A 20158-nucleotide genomic window follows, 5' to 3' on the forward strand; every position below is an offset into this window, starting at 1 on the left:
CGCTACCGCGCATTCTTATTCTGATAGTCGCGGCGCAATGTTTCCTCGCGCCGTCATGTCTGGCGTGAGCCGGGGTTGATCATGAGGCAACCGATCGTCATCGCGGGCGCGGGATCGATCGGTTGCTTTGTCGGTGGTCTGCTCGCGGCAGCGGGGCGGGACGTCCGACTGCTGGCGCGCGCCCGAGTGGCCGGGGAAATCCAGGCGCATGGTCTGAATCTGACGGGCTTTGACGGGATGTCCGTTGCGCTGGAGACCATCGAAATGAGCGCTGATCCGGCCGTGCTTGGCGATGCCGGTGTGATCCTTGTGACGGTCAAGACGGGTGCTACCCGGACGATGGCGGAATTGATCGCGACCCATGCATCGCGCGACGCGGTCATCGTCAGCCTGCAAAACGGTCTGGATGCGATCGAGACCCTTCGCTCGGCCCTGCCGGGATATGATGTCCGGGCCGGTATGGTGCCATTCAACGTCGTACCGATGGGAGAGGGCCGGTTTCATAGGGCCAGCAGCGGGGATATCCTGACGGAAGCGGGACAGCCTGCGCTGGCACTTGGCGTGCCCGGGTTGTCGGTGCGCGAAACCCCGCATGTGACGGGGTATCAATGGGGTAAGTTGCTGATCAACCTTGGGAATGCGCCCAATGCCCTGTCGGGGCTGACATTGGTTAATCAACTGTCGGATCGTTACTGGCGTCACCTGCTCGCCGATCAGATGCGCGAGGCGCTTGCTGTTCTAAAGGCGGCGGGGATTCAGCCGCGTTCGATGACACCGCTGCCTGCCGGTTGGGTGCCAATCGTGCTTGATTTGCCGACCGCGCTCTTCCGGCGGATCGCGTCTAAGATGCTGACTATCGATCCAGAGGCGCGCACCTCGATGTCCTATGACCTAATGGCAGGCCGTCGCAGCGAAATCGATGCTTTTCAGGGGCGGATTGTCACGATGGGGGAGCGGTTGGGGGTTGCGACGCCGCTGAACCGGGCGATGCAGTGGCTTGTCTTGCAGGCGGAAGACAAGGGTGCCGGGTTGCCCGGCCTGAGCGTGGAAGAGATACGCCGCTCAGCCGAGGAACAGGTTGATGACCGTGTAGACGAGGCTCGATAGCAGCGCCGAGGCGGGTACGGTGATGACCCATGCCGCGATGACAGTCAGGAAATGCGACCGCCGGACCAGCTTGCGGCGGCGGCGTTCGACCGAAGCGATGGTCAGATCCTGGGACAGATTTCCTTGCGTTTTTCTGTAACGCCGCGCCATGTACCATTCGCGGAAAAAACCGACACCGAAAATGCCGCCGACGGCAACATGGGTCGAACTGACCGGCAGCCCGAAGGAGCTGGCGAGGATGACCGTCATTGCCGAACTCAGGACGACGCAAAAGGCGCGCATCGGGTTCAGCTTGGTGATCTGATCTCCGACAACGCTGATCAGCCTTGGACCGAAGAGCAGAAGACCAAAGGAAATCCCCAGCGCGCCGATCAGGATGACCCATTGCGGGATCTCGATTGGGCCGGCGATATGCCCGTTCTGAACCGTGTGCGCGATGGCGGCGACCGGGCCCACCGCATTCGCCACGTCATTCGCCCCATGCGCAAAGCTGAGCATCGCGGCCGCGATCATCAGCGGCAGCCGGAACAGAATCTTGAGCGACTTGTTGCGGTTCTCTAACTCTTCGGACTGGTGCCGGATAAAGGGGCGCGACAAGGCCCAGAGCAATCCGCCAAGCGCCACACCGATCAGTAGGCCGTTGCGCAGCGAGATACTGACAACCTTGCTCAGCCCGAAAGAGGCGAGGTAGGTGGCAAAAGCGCCGGTGATCAGCCCGACAAGGATCGGAACCCAGAACCGGGCGGCGGCGATCTTGTCGTCGCGGTAGATGACCCGGGATTTGATCAGGGCAAGAAAGCAGGCCGCGACGATACCGCCAAGGATCGGTGCCACGAGCCATCCGGCGGCGATGCTGAGCACGGTGGCCCAGTTGACCGCAGAAAAACCCAGAGCCGCGATACCTGCGCCAAGGACGGCGCCGATGATCGAATGCGTCGTGGAAACCGGCGCGCCGACCCATGTCGAGATATTGATCCACAAGGCGGCACCGATCAGCGATGCCAGCATTGCCCAGACGACATGCTCGGGGTCAGCCACGTTAGGCGCATGGATGATATCCTGCGAGATCGTCGTGATGACATGCCCGCCCGCCAGCAGCGCGCCGGCGCTTTCACAGATGGCGGCAATGATCAGCGCGCCGCCAAGGGTGATGACACGGGCGCCCACAGCGGGGCCCATGTTGTTGGCGACGTCGTTCGCCCCGATATTGATCGCCAGATAGGCCCCGAAGACCGACGCGATAATCACCGCGAGACTATTGGCCGACTGGTCAAAGAAGATTGCCGCCGCCACACCCGCAAGGATCAGGAAAACAAGCGCGATTCCCGTCCCGACGAGCGGCCGTGCCACATAGGCCGTCGCAAGTTCGAGCTGACCGATCCTCTTGAGATCCTTATCGAGCGTTGTCCAATTGTTACCCAAGGGGCTCTGCGTCAAAACTATCCCCCGCTGGCCGTGTCGTCCGGACAGAGCATGCGTGATCAATGTGCAGGTTTCGTGATAGCTGTCTTACAGGGTTTTTAGAAGAGCACTTAGCTCGGGTTCATCAACCATTTCCGCTGCTTCACGTGGCCGCACCCAGACCCGTTCACGCTCTTCGCACTCGGGGTATTCGTCTTCGAGATGCGAGACCTTGGCGAGGTAGACGTAGGTGGTGACGGGGAGCATCAGACCCTCGTCCGTCTCCTTGCTGTATTCATAGGTGCCGACCGGGCGCTTGTTGATCTGCGCGCTGACCACGCCCGCCTCTTCCCATGCTTCCTGAAGCGCGGCACCGGATCCGGTTAACCCGTTGATCGGCCAGCCTTTCGGGATAATCCAGCGCCCGGTCCCCCGGCTTGTCACCAGCAGAACCTCGATTCCATTGCCGCTCTCGCGGTAACAAAGAGCCGCAACCTGTACCAGCTTCGGCCGAATGAACATCGGTCGAAGCACGTCCTTCCACGCTTTCACAAGGGTACTTGTCATGCCACTGACTGTCGCTACTCGAATTTTATGTTTTTTTTCTGAACTGGTGACCCAAAAAACGTAAATCAAATCTGGTTATCAGTAACATAGGCTTCCGGTGCAAAAGTTCAATACTCCGGCCTTGAACCTCCGGCTCAAGGTCGTAAACCATGCCTCAACCAAGGAGTAAGCGAATGAGCAAGGCGCAGATCGGGGTGTACGGGCTTGGCACGATGGGCAGCGCCCTCGCGCTGAACCTTGCGGAAAACGGGGTGCGGGTGGCCGTCGCCAACCGGGAAACGGAATGGCTCGCGCCTTTCATGGAAGAGGCGGGCCCGCTCGCATCGCAGATTACCCCGGCCGAAACGCTGGCCGAATTCGTGGCTGCCGTGGACGCGCCAAGGACGCTGTTGTTCATGATCCCGTCCGGCGCGCCCGTCGATGGGATGATCGCCGAAATCCGGCCTCTGCTCGAAGAGGGCGACACAATCATCGACGGCGGCAACTCCGATTTCAACGACACCCGGCGGCGCTTTGACGATCTTGAGACAAGTGGGCTGCATTTTGTCGGCATGGGCGTCTCGGGCGGCGAAGAAGGCGCGCGGCATGGGCCATCCATGATGGTTGGCGGTTCCGATCACAGCTGGCAGCAGCTGCGCCCGATGGTCGAAGCCATCGCGGCAAAATTCAACGGCGATCCCTGCGTGGCCCATGTCGGACCGGATGGCGCGGGTCATTTCGTAAAGACCGTGCATAACGGCATCGAATACGCCGATATGCAGATCATCGCCGAAATCTACGGTCTGCTTCGTGACGGCGAGGGCTGGGATGCGGCGCGGATCGGGGACCTGTTCGGCGAATGGAACGACGGACCGCTTGCGTCCTACCTTGTCGAGATAACGTCGAAAATCCTTGCGGTCGGTGATCCTGACACGGGCGTTCCCATGGTGGACATGATCCTCGACAGCGCCGGGCAAAAGGGAACCGGGCGCTGGACGGTGATCGAGGCGCTGAAGCTCGGGCATTCGGCGACGGTGATCGAAGCGGCAGTGGCCGCGCGCAGCTGGTCGGCCGATCCGGAGGCCCGGTTGCGGGCTGGTAAGATACTGGCCGGGCCGACCGAGACAGCCGAATTGCCGTCAACCGAAACACTGCGGGCGGCGTTCCTGGCAGCCCGGGTGCTGGCCCATGCGCAGGGGTTTGCCCTGCTGACAGCGGCCTCGAAGGAATTTCACTGGTCGCTTGACCTCGGCCGCATTGCCGAAATCTGGCGTGCAGGCTGCATTATCAGGTCGGCGCTGCTGGATGAGCTTGCCGCCGCGCTGCGGGCCCACCCGGGCGAAAACCTCGCGCTTGCACCCTCAATGGCCGAACTGCTTGCCAAGTCGATCGGGCCGCTACGCGAAACCGTTGCGGCTGCCGCCTTGTCGGGCCTGCCGGTTCCGTCGCTCGCCTCGGCGCTGAACTGGTACGACTCGCTTCGCCGCGCACCCGGCACGGCCAACCTGATCCAGGCGCAGCGCGATTTCTTTGGCGCGCACGGGTTCGTCCGCACCGACCGTCCGGGTGCGACCCACGGGCCGTGGCATCAAAAGGGCTAAGGCTTATTTGACGATCTTCTCGTCCTTGACGAACATGTTGCCCCATGCGCGGTCTATCAACTCGGGGCTCATCTGGTAGGGGATGCCCTCGAATTCGCAGATGGAGATCATCTGGTCGATCAGAAACACCGGCTGGTAATTCGCATAAATGTTGTCGATGGTCGGGTATTTCTTCTTGAGAAGATGCACCAGCGCCGCCTCGTCGAGCGGCATACCCTTTTTGCGGGCCACCATTGCAAAGATCTTGAGAAAGTCTTCCTGGCTGGGGCCGTCGATCTTGATCTTGAAAAAGATCCGCCGCAACGCAGCCTGGTCGAAGATCTCGTTCGGGTGGAAGTTGGTGGAGAAGATCACCAGCGTGTCGAACGGCACCTCGAACTTTTCACCGGATTGCAGACCGAGGATGTCCTTGCTTTCTTCCAGCGGAACGATCCAGCGGTTGACCAGAGCCTGCGGCGGTTCTTCCTGACGGCCAAGGTCGTCCACGATAAAGATACCGCCAGTCGATTTCAGCTGTAGCGGTGCCTGATAGGTGCGGGCAGTCGGATTATAGACCAGATCCAGCATCTTGAGCGACAGTTCACCGCCCGTGACCACCGTGGGGCGTTCGCAGCAGACGTAACGCTGGTCGAACCGTTTGGCACGGCGAAGGCTCGACATGTCTTCTTCGACCTCGTCCACGGCGGTGTGAACGATCGGGTCATAGACTGTGATCACCTGACCGGCATATTCGATTGCGCGCGGGACATAGACCCGGTCCCCCAGCGCGTCGCGAATACCGTTTGAAATCGAGGATTTACCGTTGCCAGGCGGTCCGTACATCAGGATCGAACGACCGGCGCTGACGGCGGGGCCAAGCTGGTCCAGCAGGGTGGGCGGCAGAACGAGGTGGCCCATCGCGTTAGTTAGCTGGCCCCGCGTAATCTGGATGTTGCGGATCGACTGGCGTTCGACCTGCTCGCTATAGACATCCAGCGGCACCGGCATCGCGCCGAAGTATTCCGACTGACCCAGCGCATCGAGCGCGCGGGCCTTGCCGGCGTCGGTCAGCTGATAGCCCATTTCGTTGCCGCTGTTGGCGTTCAGCGTGCCCATCGCCTCGAGCAGTTTCTGCTCGCGCGCCATGTCGACCAGTTCTTGCGTGATCTGCACCGGCAGACATATGGCAGCGGCGATTTCGCTGGTCGTATTTGTGTTCTTGCGGAAAATTGTCTTGAGCAGGATATCCCGCATCATCACCATTGGCAGCCGCATGCTCCTCAGGTCGCGCGGAGGAGGAGGGGCCAGGCTTTCCGTGTTCTGCATATTCATGGCTTGGGGAGTCCGCTCTCTTGCTTTGTCCCGTGATCCCGTTTCTTGATGGTTTTTTTGTGTCGCGTTCGGGTCATTTCGGCAGAATCCGGACAAGAATATTTGATCGGCGGGGCCCGCTCGACAATAGGCGCGAAACCTTCACTGCCCGTAAATGGCGCCGAGAATAAGGTAGATCGCCATCGTACCGCCCAGCGACAGGCCCATCGGGAATTTCCAGCCGACATTCCAGCTTTTCCAGCCGGGGGCGATACGTTTCAGGGGCGTATATTTGACCAGACGATGCGTTGCAAAAGCGGCCAGCAGGTTGGCGGCAAAGATCGCCAGAAGAAACCGAAGGTCGGCCCCTGCAACGAAAGGCGCGGCGGCAGCAGCAAACTTGGCATCTCCGGCACCGACAGCACCGCCCGCGTTAAGCATCACGCCCAGCACGAGCACCGCAACCAGTTGCACCAGCCGCCAGCCATAGACCGGCAGGGGCAGCGCGATCAGCCCGATCACCAGGAAGATCGCGCCCAGCACCAGCACCGCCTGATTGGTGATCCGCATTTCGCGCAGATCGGTGAAGCAGACGTAAAGGCATACGGGCAGGACAAAGGGCAGGAACCACCGGGCAGAATAGGCGGTAATCGCCATCTGCTCGGGTAGATACCACCCCTGCATCAAATCAGGCGTTCTCGAGGGCCTGCAGCGAGCGGACCGCTTCGTCGAAATGCTGCGGGTGCGTGTTGATCGCCTCGCGCAGCAGCGCCTTGCCGGTCTGGACATCGCCCTGCTTGACCGCCGAAAGCGCCATCGTGTGCAAAAGCTGCGCCCGCTCGGTCTGATCCATCGGAATCACCGGCAGCGTGTATTTGCGTTGCGCGCCCCGCGCGAGAATTAGGTTGTTCTTGGCGGTGAAAAGCGACTGGTCCTGCCGGATCGCTTCGCCAAAAAGACGCTCGGCCTCGGCATAGTCGCCGCGTGTCAGCTTGGAATAGCCCCAGTTGTTGAGAACGCCCGAGGGTGTGGTGGTCAGGCCCATCGCGGTTTCATAGAAACTGTCGGACTTGCTCCATTCCTTGTTCGCATCCGCCACCATCGCTTCGAGGCGATAGCGCTGAAACGTCTCATGGGTTGGCGGCACGCTGTCGAGCGTCGCTTCGGCCTTGGCCCAGTCACCGTTGCGGATCAGCGCATCGGCCAGATTGACTTTGTCCTCGGAGGTCGCACCGGGCATGCTGGCCACCTTGGACCATGCGGCAACGCCTTCGGTGTTGCGCTTCGCGCGGATCAGCGATTTGGCCAGACCGCGCTGCAGGTCGATCCGATCGGGGGCGCTCTTGGTGGAGCGGGTGAAATACTGGACAGCTTCGTTCGGGTCGGCCACGGTCAGCATGACATCGTTGAGGTTGCTCTCATCGACGACGTTCACGTCCTGAAAGGCCCGTTCGACTGTTTCTTCGGCCTTTTCAGCGCAGGCGGATAGGGTCAGCGCGCCTGCAATCGCTGCTGGAATCAGAAAGACATGGCGCATTTTTGCGTCCTTTACTGCTGTGCCTCAGTGCTAGTTCTTACGCAGCAGAAAGTCGCCTTCGCCCCGTTGAACCAGTTTAAAGTCTTCGTTTTGTGTCTCAGTATGACCGGAAACTTCTGTTTTTGCGAGTGCTAAGCGCAAATTATCCCGGATTGAGTCACTTTGGCCATTGTCCAGCGCGTAGGCTTTGCGAAACACCTGTTCGGCCTCGGCGGTCTCGCCCTTTTCCATCAGCACGACACCAAGGTTGTTCCACGCTTCGGGCCAATCGGGGGCCTCCTTTACCGAACGGCGCATCAATTCCTCGGCCTGTCCAAGACGGCCGAGACCAAGATTTGCGGCGCCGAAACCGCTGAGGATTTCCGGTGTCATGCCCTGTTCAAGAGCGGCGCGCGTAAACGCATCGAGCGCAAGCTCATACTGGCCTGCGCTGATCAGCCGGTTGCCGACCTCGACCCCGTCCACAGCCTCGCCTTTCGGGTCGGTGCCGGGGGCATAGGGGGATTCTTCGGGTAATTCGATCCTTTCGGGTCCGCAGGCCGCCACCAGTGCCACAAGGATGGTGCCTGCAAGGATTGCCCGGATCGGTGTGCTGCTCATCACACCTGTGACTTTCATTTTAGTTGCCGCTCATTGCGCCCAAATTTGCAATGCCGTTCGCCGAAGGACCAACAAGGATGATCAACAGTGGCGGCACTGTCAGCCCCATTGTGGCAAGGGTCATTTTGGTTGGCAACTTGTTTGCAGCTTCTTCGGCGCGCATCACGCGCTTGTCACGCATTTCACCGGCAAAGACCCGCAGCGCGTCCGAGATCGAGGTACCAAAGCTGGCCGACTGGATCAGCACCGTGACGAAAGAGGACACATCCTGCACACCGCAACGCTCACCCATGTCGCGCAGCACGCTGGCCTTGTCCTTGCCCGCTTTCATCTCTTGCGAAACGACTTCGAATTCCTGCGCCAGCGCCGGGTAAGAGGCCGTCAGCTCGCGTGAGACGCGCACGATGGCCTGATCGAGCGACTGACCCGCCTCGACGCAGACCAGCAGCATGTCGAGCGCATCGGGAAAGCCGCGCGTGATCGCTTCTTTGCGTTCTTCGACGCGCCGTGTGACCCAGTATTTCGGCAGGTAATATCCGACACCGCCGGGTCCGATGATGTACATCACCATCTGCTGCGAGTTGAACTCCTGATCGGCGTTCAGCACCGTCACGTAGACGACGCCAAGGATCAGCCCGATGACGCCCAGCAGGAATTGGGCAAAGTGAAAGACACGCACCGCGTCGCGTGACTGGTACCCGGCCTGACGCAGCTTGAGCTGCATCGCCGAAAGCTCAGCCACGTCCTGCGGTTCAAGGAAGGTGGCAAATTTCTGAAGCTGCTCGTTGCGCGCGCCCTGACGCAGCCGTTCTTTCTGAGGCTTGGCACTTTCGGTCTCGTTCATGCTCCGCTTGAGTTTCTTGAGCGGATCTTCGGGCTGGTTCAGCATCATCGCGAGAACCAGCAGGATCATGATGACGCCGACGCCACCCATTGCGATGATCGGGCCAAAGGGCCCCAGCGTGCCAGTCAGCATCTCGTTTATGCCAAGCAGGAAATCCATGGGCGGGGCTCCTTACACCTTGATGTTGGTCAGAACGCGCATGACGACGAGGTTCAGGCTAAGCAGGATACCGACGACGAAACAGGCGGGAATGAAATAGGGGTGGTCCATCACGTCGTCGTAATAGCCGGGGTCATTGACCAGTATCAGCGCGAGACAGACAAGCGGGAAACCGGAGAGGAACTTGCCTGACCATTTCGCCTCGGCGGTGATCGCCTTGACGCGCCGGAACAGGCGGAAACGGGCGCGGATCACCTTGGCCAGACCGGCGAGGATCTCGGCGAGGTTGCCGCCCGATTGCTGCTGGATCGTCACCGCGACGGCGAGAAAACGTAAATCCTGCATGTCGAGCCGTTCGGCCATTTCCTTGAGCGCATCGCCCACGTCGCGCCCATAGGCGGTCTCATCCGCGATGATGCCGAACTCGGTGGCCAGCGGGTCCTGAATTTCCTTGGAAACGATTGTAATCGCCGAGGAAAACGGGTGACCCACACGCAGGCTTCGCACCATCAGTTCTACCGCATCGGGAAGCTGTTCCTCGATCATCATCATGCGCTTCTTGGCCTTGTTGTTGACCCAGAAGAACACGCCGCCGACGCCGATACCGATCGAGGCAAGGATCCGCACGGGAACCTCGGTCTGCGTGCCGATCGTCAGGCCCATAAAGGCAAAAAGCGCGACGCCGACCATGATGAGCACAAGCTGTCGCGGCGTGAACGCAATCGCCGCCTTCTGCGCCCGGTCCGCCAGCAGCGAATAAAGCGGGATGGAGCGCGATTTCATGTGCTGCTGCATTTCCTTGCGCAGCTGTTCCAGCACCTTTTCGCGCCCAGTTCCCTTGTCCAGCATTTCAAGGCGTCGGTTCACACGGCTGTTGAGGCTGATCGATTTGCCAAAGGCGACAAGGTAGAGGCCTTCGACAAGCGCGAGGACGCCGACGAAAATCAGCCCGTAAATGATCGGTTCTGCGGTGATCTGCATTATCGGGGATCCATCACGGTGGGTTCATAGATCGAGGCGGGCAGGTCATAGCCCCACATGCGGAAGCGTTCCGAAAAGTTGGAGCGCACGCCGGTCGCGGTGAAATGACCGATGATCTTGTTGTCAGGGGTCAGGCCAACGCGCTGATATTTAAAGATTTCCTGCATGGAGATCACATCGCCCTCCATGCCGGTGATCTCGGTGATCGAGGTCATGCGGCGCGAGCCGTCCTGCAGGCGGCTGGCCTGAACGATCAGGTTCACAGCCGAGGAAATCTGCGAGCGCATCGCCTTCATCGGCATTTCGATCCCGGCCATAGCGATCATGTTTTCCAGGCGCGAAACCCCGTCACGGGCCGAGTTGGCGTGGATCGTGGTCATCGAGCCGTCGTGGCCGGTGTTCATGGCCTGCAGCATGTCGATGACTTCCTCGCCACGGGTTTCGCCGACGATGATACGGTCAGGGCGCATCCGCAGCGCGTTCTTGAGACAGTCGCGGGGGGAAACCTCGCCCTTGCCTTCGACGTTGGGCGGGCGGCTTTCCATCCGGCCCACGTGGATCTGTTGTAGCTGAAGTTCCGCCGTATCCTCGATGGTCAGGATGCGTTCGGAATTGTCGATAAAGCTTGATAGCGCGTTCAGGGTCGTCGTTTTACCTGAGCCGGTACCGCCCGACACGATAATGTTCAGCCGTGTTGCCACGGCGGCCTGTAGATAGGCCGCCATTTCCTCGGTAAAGGCACCGAAGTTCACAAGATCGTCGATCCCCAGCTTGTCTTTCTTGAATTTGCGGATCGAAACCAGCGACCCGTCCACGGCCACGGGCGGAACCATCGCGTTGAAACGCGACCCGTCGGCAAGGCGGGCGTCCACGTAGGGGTTGGATTCATCAACCCGGCGACCCACGGCGGAAACGATCTTGTCGATGATCCGTAGCAGGTGACGTTCATCCTTGAAGGTCACGTCCGATAGTTCGAGCTTGCCGTTTCGCTCCACGAAAACCTGCTGCGGACCGTTCACGAGAATATCGTTGACCGTATCGTCCTGAAGCAGGGTCTCGAGCGGACCAAGACCGGTGACCTCGTCGTATAGTTCCTTGTTCAGGGTCTGCCGGTCTTCGCGGTTAAGAACGATACCCTTTTCATCAAGCAATTCGCCCGCGATGGCGCCGATCTCGGCGCGGAGTTCCTTTTCCGAGGCATGTTCAAGCGCGGCAAGGTTCAGGTTGTCGAGAAGTGACCGATGCATCTCGATCTTGATCTCGCCCATGCGCTCCTTGCGCTTGCGTTCCTTGTCGGCATTGGCGGCAGCGGCGGGTGCCGTGGTGATCTTGCGCCGCATCGCGACGGGCGCGGCCTTTTGGGGCGCCTCAGGTTCAGGGGCGGCGGCGGGGCTTGCTTGGGCAACCTTTGCTGCCGCTGGGATCTGCTTCGGAGCCGGTGCTCCATTGGTCTTCTTGTACTTTGAAAACATGTCCTAGACGCCCTGAAAGGTTACGCGGCCTGTGCTTCGCTTCGGCCCAGATCGTGAATCGACTGGGCCAGCTTCTGTATCTCTTTTCGCAGCGGGTTTTTTCCTGCGGACGCGGCGAGGGGCATCCCGTGATCGGCCCCCTGAAGCACCTGCTTGCCGCCATCGGGCAATTGCAGGTCAATCGAGATCCCAAGGCTTTCCGCCATGCGTTTCACGCGGCTCTTGGCCGACAGATCGGTGAATTTCGGTGCCCGGTTCAGTGCGAACCGCAGCTTGTTGAACGGCAGGTCTTCGGACTGAAGCGCACGCTTGAAGCGCAGAGCGTTCTGGGCCGAGCGCATGTCCAGCTCTATCACCGCGAAATAGACATGGGCCGCCTGAAGCACGGTTTCCGTCCAGTGAACCAGCGTCGAGGGCAGATCGATCACCACGTAATCGAAATGCGAACGCGCCATGTCGATGACGCGCTGGATGTCCTCGGTGCCAAGCACGTCAAGCGGCACCATGTCCGAGGGCGCCGTCAGGACCTGCATCTTGTCCTCAAAGCTCAAAAGCGCCTGTCCGAACATGTCGTGATCAAGGCTTTCGGTATCCGAGAGCATTTCGAACACGACCTCGCGGCGCGGCAGATCCAGATAGGTGGAAACCGCGCCATATTGCAGGTCGAGATCAAGCAGGCAGACGCTGGGCGGCTTCTTCTTGTCGATATTGGCAAGTTCCCAGGCAAGGTTGACCGCAAGCGTCGTCGCGCCGCAACCCCCGGCGAGACCATGCGCCACGAGAACCGCACCTTCCTTGGCGCCGGTCGCGGACAGGTTGGCCGTCGCGTGATCGGTGACCTGCGGAGCGGCCGGTTGCTGGACCCGTTCGATTGCAGCGGCCAGTTCGCTTTCGGGAAGCGGGTAGGGGACGAATTCGTCGGCCCCCTTGCGCAGCAGCTGGTGCAGGGCGGCGGGTGTGACGTCCTCGGCAATGAGGATCACGTTGATCTTGCGGGATTTGGCTTGGGTGATGATTTCGCCCATCAGGATAAGGTCTTCCTCATCGTCCGCATCGATGGCAAGCGCGATGAATTCAAGAGCGGCCGCTTCGGGCTGGCTGAAAAAGGCAAGCGCTTCGGAAAATCCGAGATCGCCCCATCTCTCGCCAAGGACGGCTTCCATGTCTTCAATCAGCAGGTCGAAATTCTGCACGTCGCGACTGACCGTGCAGGCGACGATAGGATTTACGTCCGGTTGCGACGATTCGCTGCTCATTACCCTTCATCCTCTTCCAAAGGGCTATGGCGCACAGGAACGGCGGGCGTGAAACGCGGTTCGCTGCCCAGTCGTTCGATGTTGCCAACGTGCGGATTCGGAAAACACACGTCGCCCAGTGGTCTGAGGGTGCCCGGTAATCTAGGCGAGAATTAGGCCAAAAAAACCCAATTGTTGGAAGGCGGGCGACGATGCCGCCCTGACGGGCGCGATTGTTATTCGTTGATGCCGTTCGTTACGGTCGTGTTGGTAGTTGGCACGGCGCTTTGAACGTATTCACGATAAATGATCTGTGCGTATTTGCCGTCCAGCACGGTGGGGTGCCGCTTTACAAAACCGGAAACCTCGGTGACGGTCCGGCGATTCTGGCGCTCACGCGCGGGCGTGTCGATCACTGGGCGCGTTTCACCAAAGGAAACCAGGGCTTCAAGCCGTCCGCGGCTGATGCCGCGCTGGGCAAAGTAGTTCACCACCGCGTTGGCGCGTCGTTGTCCAAGCTGCCGGTTATACGCCGAGGAGCCGACCTTGTCGGTATGGCCAAAAACCTTGAAGCGCACTTCGGGGAACTGGCGGATCCAGTTGGCCTGCCGGTCCAGCGTGGCGCGGGCCGCGGAGTCGAGAACCGCGCTGTCAAAGGCAAAGGTGATCGTCGTCGGCACTTCGCTGGCAAAGCGATTGCCAAGGCTGATCGCATAATCGAGTTCGCCGCGCATCACCAACTGGTTGTTATTGGTGGCATTTCCGAAACTGTTCAGGTCCAGTTCGTGCCCCGCCTCTTTCTCGCAGGCGGCGAGGGCGAGGGCGATTCCGGCAACCGATATGATCTTGCGCATGTGACGATCCCTCCGATCAGTCAAGAACGTAGCCGTAAGAGCCGCTGAAATCCTGCTTGGCCACTTCGCCCACGGCACCGGTGGTGCGGGTCTTCTGGGCAACCTTGCCACCAAGGAACAGGTCGGTTTCGCTCGGCGGGCGGACACGGTCTGTAGGCAGGGCAAAGGCCTCGCCCCGTGTCGGTGTGACAAGATGGGCGGTGATGATGATGACCAGTTCCGTTTGGTTGCGCTGGTAGGACGAGCTGCGGAACAGGGTGCCAAGGACTGGCACATCGCCAAGCCAGGGCAACTGGCCGACGTTATCGACAAAATCGTCCTGAATCAGACCGGCAATCGCAAAGCTTTCGCCGTCACGCATTTCGACGGTGGTCGAGGTTTCGCGGCGGCTGAACGCATCGACCTGAAAACCGTTGAAGGTCACGCTGTTGCTCGGATCGATTGCCGAAACAGCGGCCATCATTTCAAGATTGATGACATCCTTCGCAACGACGCGGGGGGTAAAGTTCAGCTCGATACCGAAGGGTTTGAATTCGACCGAAATCTGGCCTTGTTCCTGCGCCACCGGCACGGGGTACTCGCCACCGGCAAGGAATTTCGCCTCTTGCCCGGACAGCGCGGTTAGGTTGGGCTCGGCCAGCGTACGTACCACGCCTTTCTGCTCCAGCGCCTCGATCAAAAGGCCGACCTGCACCGAACCGGCGTTAAAGCCGAACAGGACCGCGCCGGTGTTCTCGTTCACGGCCGGGATATTGCCGGTCAGGGCATTCGTCAGGCCCGGCTGGTTGTTCACCGTGCCGGTACCGCCGTTCAACCCGGTGTCGCCGCCAAAGATGCTGCCGTTCAGGCCAAGCGAGCTGCTGAGCGATTTGGATACATTGCGCTGCATTTCCGCGAAACGGACCTTGAGCATGACCTGCTGCACGCCACCGACGCTCATCAGGTTTGAAACGCGCTCGGGCGCGTAACGCTGGGCAAGGTCCAGCGCGCGTTGCAGGCTTTGCGAGCTCGAGACGACGCCCGACAAAACGATGCCGTCATTCGCGGTGCGCACTTCGATCTGTTCGCCGGGCAGGATCTGGCGCAACCTTTCCTTGAATTCGGTCACGTCCGCCGACACCCGCACATCCACGTTGGTGATCAGCCGACCGGCCGCGTCCAACAGGGTAAGCGTGGTCATCCCGGGCGTTTTGCCCAACAGATATATGGTTCGGTCCGAGAGCGAAGAGATGTCAGCAATGCCCGGGTTCGCAATACTGAGCTCGGCGAAGGGAACGTCGCTTTCAACCACGATGGCCCGGTTCATCGGGACTTCGAGGGAACGTGCAGTTCCTGTTTTCACGACGGTCAGCGTCTCGGCCAAGGCTGCCTGTCCGGCAGGCCCAAACGCAAGAGCCAGCCCCAGCAGGGCTGTCGTCAATGTGCTTCTCAATGTCATGTGACCTGCCTCTCCGATCACGCCTCATCATGCGGGTCTTTTTGCCCGATATTTCCGCTAGTCTGCGTCGAATGCGTTTTTATTGCAAGAATCAAAGGTTTCCGGATCGTTCTGTATGTGGAGAAAGAGCAACAATATAAAGAGGGCGGCGCCACCGGCACCGCCCTCATCAAAAAATCTGCCCTTTAATCATCAGTTTGTGCAAGGGATCGGAATGTTAACCACTTCGGCGCCACGACGCTGCCGGATCGTGCAGACCTGTTCCTTCGGCGCTTCGGGGGCGGCTTCGATTTCGCCAAGACCTAGAAGCGAACGCTGGTCTACTTCGATGACAGAGGCGACGGTGTCGTCATCGGCACCGACAAGCGACAGGGACAGACGCCCGGTTGTCTGTGCCTGAGCAAGGGCCGCAACCTGTTCGGGGCTGACGGATACGGTGACGGTTCGCGCGATGGTTGCAGAGTTGATATCTTCGCTTGCGGTCTGGTCCACCGCGATCAATTTGACAGCAGTCTGAATCAGACGGGTAATCTCGCCACGTCCGCCAGCCGAACGCAGGCTGCCCGTCCAGTAGACATCGACACGGTCGCCGGGGCGCAGAAAACCCGAAACACCGGTGGCTACGTCGACCTTGATAGCAAAGGCACGCATGCCGCGTTCAAGCTGCGAGGTCAGACCTGCATCCTGTCCCGGCTCGGTCACCTTGACCTTCATGATGGCTTCGTCTTTTTCCATCGCGCGCAGGACGACACGCACGTCCGATTCCTCGGAGGGGAATAGAGTGTCCATGCTGACGAACGTGCCTTTGGGGACAGCATTCTGTGGCCAGGTCACGGCACGGACGGATTCCCGGGTCAGGGATTCGCCGTAGCGTAGCGGGCGATCTGCAACAATGACCTCAACGGTTGGCACGGCGGGCTGCCGCTGCGACCGCTCGCGGGCCAGCTCGTTCTGATATGCTGTAATGTAATTCTTCGCCATCATGACCGCACCGCCTGCTAGGGCGACACCGACAATCAGGACCAGTCCAAACACCGCACGCATTTCCGTACCTCTCTAGAATTCCCGCCCCACGCGGGGGAGCCGGAGATTTGCCGTTCCAAGTTGCCATTCAGGTTAAAACTTCAATGTGGCCAAATCAGGGAAACGAAATGACCCGCCGGTGAAGTTCCGGCGGGTCATACGTGAAAGACAATTCAAAAAGTTTGGAGAATTACTCTCCGACTTCTGTCCCGGACAGGCTGGCGCCCGTGCTGCTGCCGAGACCTCCTGTCGCGGTTTGGATCGACGTAAAGGCAAGTCCGGCCAGGCCGACGACTGCTGCTGTTAGGACCACCCAATCCACTGTGACAGCGCCGCTCTCGCCCCCGAGAAATTTTACTATGCGATTTTTCATTATGTCCTCGCAGGTTGCGCAAGCGTTGGCGGACAGGGGTCGCTGTCGAGAAGCGTAGCGACGACGACCGCCTGTCCGGGCAAGAGATTATTCGGCTTCGCTTTCGCCGCCGCTGCCGCTCGGGCTTTTGCCGGAGATGAAGGAGCCGGTGCTCTCAGTCAGGCTTGTGGTGCCCGAGCTGATCGAGGTATACGCAGCGCCTGCCAAGGCAACGACGGCTGCGGTCAAAACGACCCAGTCCACCGTAACGGCACCGTCTTCGTCTTTGCGGAATTTGTTTAGAAACTTGTTCATATTTGGTCCCTCCATAGGATCATATACTGGCGATACAGACCGCGCTTGCCGGTTGGGGGCGAAATTGCCTAACCCGGATCCCGTGGCCTAGAATGAGTATAGTCGTTGGATTGGGGCAGCAATTTGGCATCAATTTTCGTTTTTTGCGCCGCTTACGACGGAGTTGTTAGATTTTGAGGGATATTCTGTAAGCCCTTGAATTTATGGATGCTACCACCGCCCGAATTGGGTCGGACTGGGCGAATGTGTTAATACTATGTCTGTGTTTTCTCAAAGACCGGCAGGTATTCGGCTGTCAGAAACCGGGCAGAATGAAAGAGCGACTCTCCTTTTCTGCGCCGGAGGCGCGAAGCGGTTTAGAGCAAAGAAAAACCGCGCCCTCTGAAAGAGGACGCGGTTCAAACGACCGGACAGATCGTTGGGAAAAATTATTCGGCTTCGCTTTCGCCGCCGCTGCCGCTCGGGCTCTTGCCGGAGATGAAGGAGCCGGTGCTCTCGGTCAGGCTGGTGGTGCCCGAGGAGATCGAGGTGTAGGCAGCACCCGCCAGGGCAACGACGGCTGCGGTCAGAACGACCCAGTCGACCGTAACGGCGCCGTCTTCGTCTTTGCGGAATTTGTTTAGAAACTTGTTCATTTTGGTCCCTCCATAGGATCAACAGAAAAGATGGTACATATTCAGTCGAGCAGAAAATTCTCGACCGGGATGAAGAGGTTATCGCGTTCGGCCATGGCAATAGTTGGGCATAATCCGGGAATTTTGGCCGCAAAGCCCGGTTATTGCCCTACGTGAAGATCAAGTTATTGAAAAGAAAGTGGAATTATTGGAATGTACCACGCCCTTGACCCTAGGGAGCGATGCATTTGGGTGTCAAATCAAAGCGAATATTATGAATCGTTTCCGAAAAGCTGGCAATCCGTCCACCGCTTGGCAAGACTTGTGGAAAAAATGAAAATTGTGAGGCAAGTCATGACCTTTCGCGCGCTCGCTTTCGGCCTGATGGGCCTGGCGCTGGCAAGCCCGATTCCCGGTCGGGGTGATACGCCTGCGCCATTTCCTGAGTTTTCTGCCAAGCGCGTGACCGCGCCCGGTGCGCGCACGGCTACCGCGCCGAATGTGGCGCGCAAACGGATCACGGTGCAGATCGACCCGGCAGAACAGGCCGCCTTGCTGGCAGCGCGGCCCGCGTTTCCCGTCGAACCTCTCCCGACTGTCGATTCAAATCCCGACGCGCCGGGCAGGCAGGCCTCCTCCGGTCGCTACGACTGGTTTTGGGATGCGGTCTCGCCGGATATGTCCGGCAGCGGTCCGGGCCGGCTTGCCCCCGCGCTCAGCGTGCTGAGCAGTTCCGGCAAAGTCGCGGCCCCGCGGCTTCAGGCGATGCAGGATATCGCGAAGTCACAGGGCATTCCGATCCTGAAGAGCACCGTCGGCACCAAGGTTTCACCGGCGCTGGTCCTTGCCGTGATCGCTGTTGAATCCTCGGGACGGACGGATGCGCTCAGTACGGCAGGGGCGGCGGGGCTGATGCAGCTGATGCCGGATACTGCCACGCGCTTTGGCGTCAAAGACCGGTTGGCGCCGGATCAGAGCATTTCTGGCGGTGTGAAATATCTCGACTGGCTGATGGGAGAGTTTGGCAGTGACCCGATCCTCGTGCTGGCCGGGTATAATGCGGGCGAGGGGGCGGTGAAATCCCACAAGGGTGTTCCGCCCTATGCCGAAACCCGCGATTACGTGCCCAAGGTGCTTGCAGCGTTTCAGGTCGCAAGCGCGCTCTGCCAGACACCGCCTGAACTGATCTCGGACGGCTGCGTCTTTGTGACAATGAACTGATTGACGTTCAAAGCGCTAAATTTCTGACCAGAAATTTGCAAAGAATTTCTTAAATTCTTGGGCTCTGAGCCGGAAACGAAAAAGGCCGGACGCGACCGCCCGGCCTTTAAATCAACGTAGAAACCGATCAGACGATGGTCGCATCGGTGGCGTTTCGCAGTTCTTCTTCGGTGACGCCCTCCGCGCATTCGACGATCTTCAAACCACCCTCGACCACGTCCAGCACGCCGAGGTTGGTGATGATGCGATCGACCACGCCCTTGCCGGTCAGCGGCAGGGTGCAGGACTTGAGCACCTTGGATTCACCGGCCTTGTTCTGGTGATCCATCACTACGACCACGCGGCCAACGCCCGCGACAAGGTCCATCGCGCCGCCCATGCCCTTGACCAGCTTTCCCGGGATCATCCAGTTGGCGAGGTCGCCGTTCTCGGCCACTTCCATCGCGCCGAGGATCGCCGCCGCGATCTTGCCGCCACGGATCATGCCAAAGGACATCGCGCTGTCAAAATACGAGGTGCGCGAGAGTTCGGTGATCGTCTGCTTGCCCGCGTTGATCAGGTCGGGGTCTTCCTCGCCCTCGAAAGGGAAGGGGCCCATGCCCAGCATGCCGTTTTCGGACTGCAGGGTAATATCCTTGTCGCCCACGTAATTGGCCACCAACGTCGGAATGCCGATGCCAAGGTTCACATACATGCCGTCTTCAAGTTCTTCAGCCGCGCGCGCGGCCATCTGATTGCGATCCCAGGGCATTATGCGTCCTCCTTCGCGCGGGTTGTCACTTTTTCGATCCGCTTCTCATGCTCGCCCTGGATCAGACGGTGCACGTAGATGCCCGGCAAATGGATGTAATCCGGGTCGAGCGAGCCGCGCGGTACGATTTCCTCGACCTCGGCCACGCAGATCTTGCCGCACATGGCCGCAGGCGGGTTGAAGTTGCGCGCGGTCTTGCGGAAGACCAGGTTGCCTGTGTCATCGGCTTTCCACGCTTTCACGATCGAGAGATCGGCAAAGATACCTTCCTCGAGGATGTAATCCTCGCCGTGGAACTGCTTTACCTCTTTGCCCTCGGCAATCTGCGTCCCGACGCCGGTTTTGGTATAAAACCCGGGGATGCCGCTGCCGCCGGCACGCATGCGCTCGGCCAGGGTGCCCTGCGGGTTGAATTCCAGCTCCAGCTCGCCGCTCAGGTATTGGCGCATGAATTCGGCGTTTTCGCCCACGTAGGACGACATCATCTTCTTGACTTGCTTGGTCTGAAGCAGCACGCCAAGGCCGAAATCGTCAACGCCCGCGTTGTTCGAGGCGACGGTCAGATCCTTGGTGCCCGCCTCCTTGATCGCGTCGATCAGCAGCTCCGGAATGCCACAAAGGCCAAAGCCGCCAGCCGCGATCAGCATGCCATCGAACAATATGCCATCCAGCGCTTCGGCGGCGGAATCGTATATCTTTTTCATGAAAATCCCCGAGTTTCTGCGTCTGTCTTTATGTGACCCTGGGGAAGAAGAGAGTCAACGCGATTGGCGTGTAGCCGGTCGCGCGCCGGTTGAGACGGCGCGCGAAGGTACGG

General features: G+C 59.7%; 20 protein-coding genes. 3 read left to right on the forward strand and 17 right to left on the reverse strand.

The window, feature by feature from the left end; translation table 11 throughout:
- The first annotated feature begins 81 nt into the window (after positions 1–81).
- Positions 82–1107 (forward strand): 2-dehydropantoate 2-reductase, encoded by a 1026-nt coding sequence (locus ACU0FH_RS19190; RefSeq protein ID WP_446196347.1) that lies wholly within the window; start codon positions 82–84, stop codon positions 1105–1107.
- Here ACU0FH_RS19190 and ACU0FH_RS19195 read toward each other — a convergent pair.
- On the reverse strand, positions 1063–2544 hold the full coding sequence (locus ACU0FH_RS19195) for an inorganic phosphate transporter (RefSeq protein ID WP_446196348.1): 1482 nt from the start codon (positions 2542–2544) through the stop codon (positions 1063–1065). The two genes, ACU0FH_RS19190 and ACU0FH_RS19195, sit on opposite strands and share 45 nt — an antisense overlap.
- Positions 2545–2616: 72 nt before the next feature.
- Positions 2617–3075 carry an NUDIX hydrolase gene (locus tag ACU0FH_RS19200; RefSeq protein ID WP_446196349.1) on the reverse strand — a complete coding sequence of 153 codons (459 nt, stop codon included), beginning with the start codon at positions 3073–3075 and terminating at the stop codon, positions 2617–2619.
- Between the two features lie 173 nt (positions 3076–3248).
- Here ACU0FH_RS19200 and gndA point away from each other — a divergent pair, with 173 nt between their 5' ends.
- Positions 3249–4655, forward strand: a complete 1407-nt coding sequence (gndA, locus tag ACU0FH_RS19205) for an NADP-dependent phosphogluconate dehydrogenase (protein ID WP_446196350.1) — start codon at positions 3249–3251, stop codon at positions 4653–4655.
- 3 nt (positions 4656–4658) lie between these two features.
- On the opposite strand, the gene ACU0FH_RS19210 is transcribed toward gndA, so the two are convergent.
- The 13 genes from ACU0FH_RS19210 to ACU0FH_RS19270 all read right to left on the reverse strand — a co-directional run bounded on the left by ACU0FH_RS19210 (position 4659) and on the right by ACU0FH_RS19270 (position 17390).
- Positions 4659–5966, reverse strand: a complete 1308-nt coding sequence (locus tag ACU0FH_RS19210; protein ID WP_238369789.1) for an ATPase — start codon at positions 5964–5966, stop codon at positions 4659–4661.
- Between the two features lie 141 nt (positions 5967–6107).
- Positions 6108–6629, reverse strand: coding sequence for a prepilin peptidase (locus tag ACU0FH_RS19215; protein WP_446196351.1), 522 nt, complete (start codon positions 6627–6629; stop codon positions 6108–6110).
- Positions 6630–6633: 4 nt separating this feature from the next.
- Complete coding sequence (locus ACU0FH_RS19220; RefSeq protein WP_446196352.1) at positions 6634–7482, reverse strand: tetratricopeptide repeat protein; 849 nt, start codon at positions 7480–7482, stop codon at positions 6634–6636.
- A gap of 30 nt (positions 7483–7512) precedes the next feature.
- Positions 7513–8100, reverse strand: coding sequence for a tetratricopeptide repeat protein (locus ACU0FH_RS19225; RefSeq protein WP_446196353.1), 588 nt, complete (start codon positions 8098–8100; stop codon positions 7513–7515).
- A gap of 1 nt (position 8101) precedes the next feature.
- Positions 8102–9085: a type II secretion system F family protein gene (locus ACU0FH_RS19230; protein ID WP_446196354.1), complete on the reverse strand. Its 984-nt coding sequence runs from the start codon at positions 9083–9085 to the stop codon at positions 8102–8104.
- A gap of 12 nt (positions 9086–9097) precedes the next feature.
- Positions 9098–10066, reverse strand: a complete 969-nt coding sequence (locus tag ACU0FH_RS19235) for a type II secretion system F family protein (RefSeq protein ID WP_446196355.1) — start codon at positions 10064–10066, stop codon at positions 9098–9100.
- On the reverse strand, positions 10066–11538 hold the full coding sequence (locus ACU0FH_RS19240) for a CpaF family protein (RefSeq protein ID WP_446196356.1): 1473 nt from the start codon (positions 11536–11538) through the stop codon (positions 10066–10068). Before ACU0FH_RS19240 ends, ACU0FH_RS19235 begins: the two co-directional genes overlap by 1 nt.
- Before the next feature lie 20 nt (positions 11539–11558).
- The gene (locus tag ACU0FH_RS19245; RefSeq protein WP_446196357.1) at positions 11559–12794 is read right to left on the reverse strand and encodes an AAA family ATPase; all 1236 of its coding nucleotides are present in this window, start codon (positions 12792–12794) and stop codon (positions 11559–11561) included.
- A 215-nt stretch (positions 12795–13009) separates the two neighbouring features.
- Positions 13010–13627, reverse strand: a complete 618-nt coding sequence (locus ACU0FH_RS19250; RefSeq protein ID WP_446196358.1) for an OmpA family protein — start codon at positions 13625–13627, stop codon at positions 13010–13012.
- 16 nt (positions 13628–13643) lie between these two features.
- Positions 13644–15065: a type II and III secretion system protein family protein gene (locus ACU0FH_RS19255; protein ID WP_238369798.1), complete on the reverse strand. Its 1422-nt coding sequence runs from the start codon at positions 15063–15065 to the stop codon at positions 13644–13646.
- A gap of 192 nt (positions 15066–15257) precedes the next feature.
- Positions 15258–16109 (reverse strand): Flp pilus assembly protein CpaB, encoded by an 852-nt coding sequence (gene cpaB / locus ACU0FH_RS19260; protein ID WP_446196359.1) that lies wholly within the window; start codon positions 16107–16109, stop codon positions 15258–15260.
- Positions 16110–16548: 439 nt separating this feature from the next.
- On the reverse strand, positions 16549–16755 hold the full coding sequence (locus ACU0FH_RS19265) for a hypothetical protein (RefSeq protein ID WP_238369801.1): 207 nt from the start codon (positions 16753–16755) through the stop codon (positions 16549–16551).
- A gap of 428 nt (positions 16756–17183) precedes the next feature.
- Positions 17184–17390 carry a hypothetical protein gene (locus ACU0FH_RS19270; RefSeq protein WP_238369801.1) on the reverse strand — a complete coding sequence of 69 codons (207 nt, stop codon included), beginning with the start codon at positions 17388–17390 and terminating at the stop codon, positions 17184–17186.
- Positions 17391–17723: 333 nt separating this feature from the next.
- On the opposite strand from ACU0FH_RS19270, the gene ACU0FH_RS19275 reads away from it, so the two are divergent.
- The gene (locus tag ACU0FH_RS19275) at positions 17724–18590 is read left to right on the forward strand and encodes a lytic transglycosylase domain-containing protein (RefSeq protein ID WP_446196360.1); all 867 of its coding nucleotides are present in this window, start codon (positions 17724–17726) and stop codon (positions 18588–18590) included.
- 127 nt (positions 18591–18717) lie between these two features.
- Here the strand turns inward: ACU0FH_RS19275 and ACU0FH_RS19280 are convergent, their stop codons facing one another.
- Positions 18718–19341, reverse strand: a complete 624-nt coding sequence (locus ACU0FH_RS19280) for a 3-oxoacid CoA-transferase subunit B (protein WP_446196361.1) — start codon at positions 19339–19341, stop codon at positions 18718–18720.
- Positions 19341–20045 carry a CoA transferase subunit A gene (locus tag ACU0FH_RS19285; protein ID WP_446196362.1) on the reverse strand — a complete coding sequence of 235 codons (705 nt, stop codon included), beginning with the start codon at positions 20043–20045 and terminating at the stop codon, positions 19341–19343. The genes ACU0FH_RS19280 and ACU0FH_RS19285 overlap by 1 nt, the downstream gene beginning before the upstream one ends.
- Between the last annotated feature and the right edge of the window lie 113 nt (positions 20046–20158).

It is taken from the genome of Heliomarina sp., from assembly GCF_052826185.1.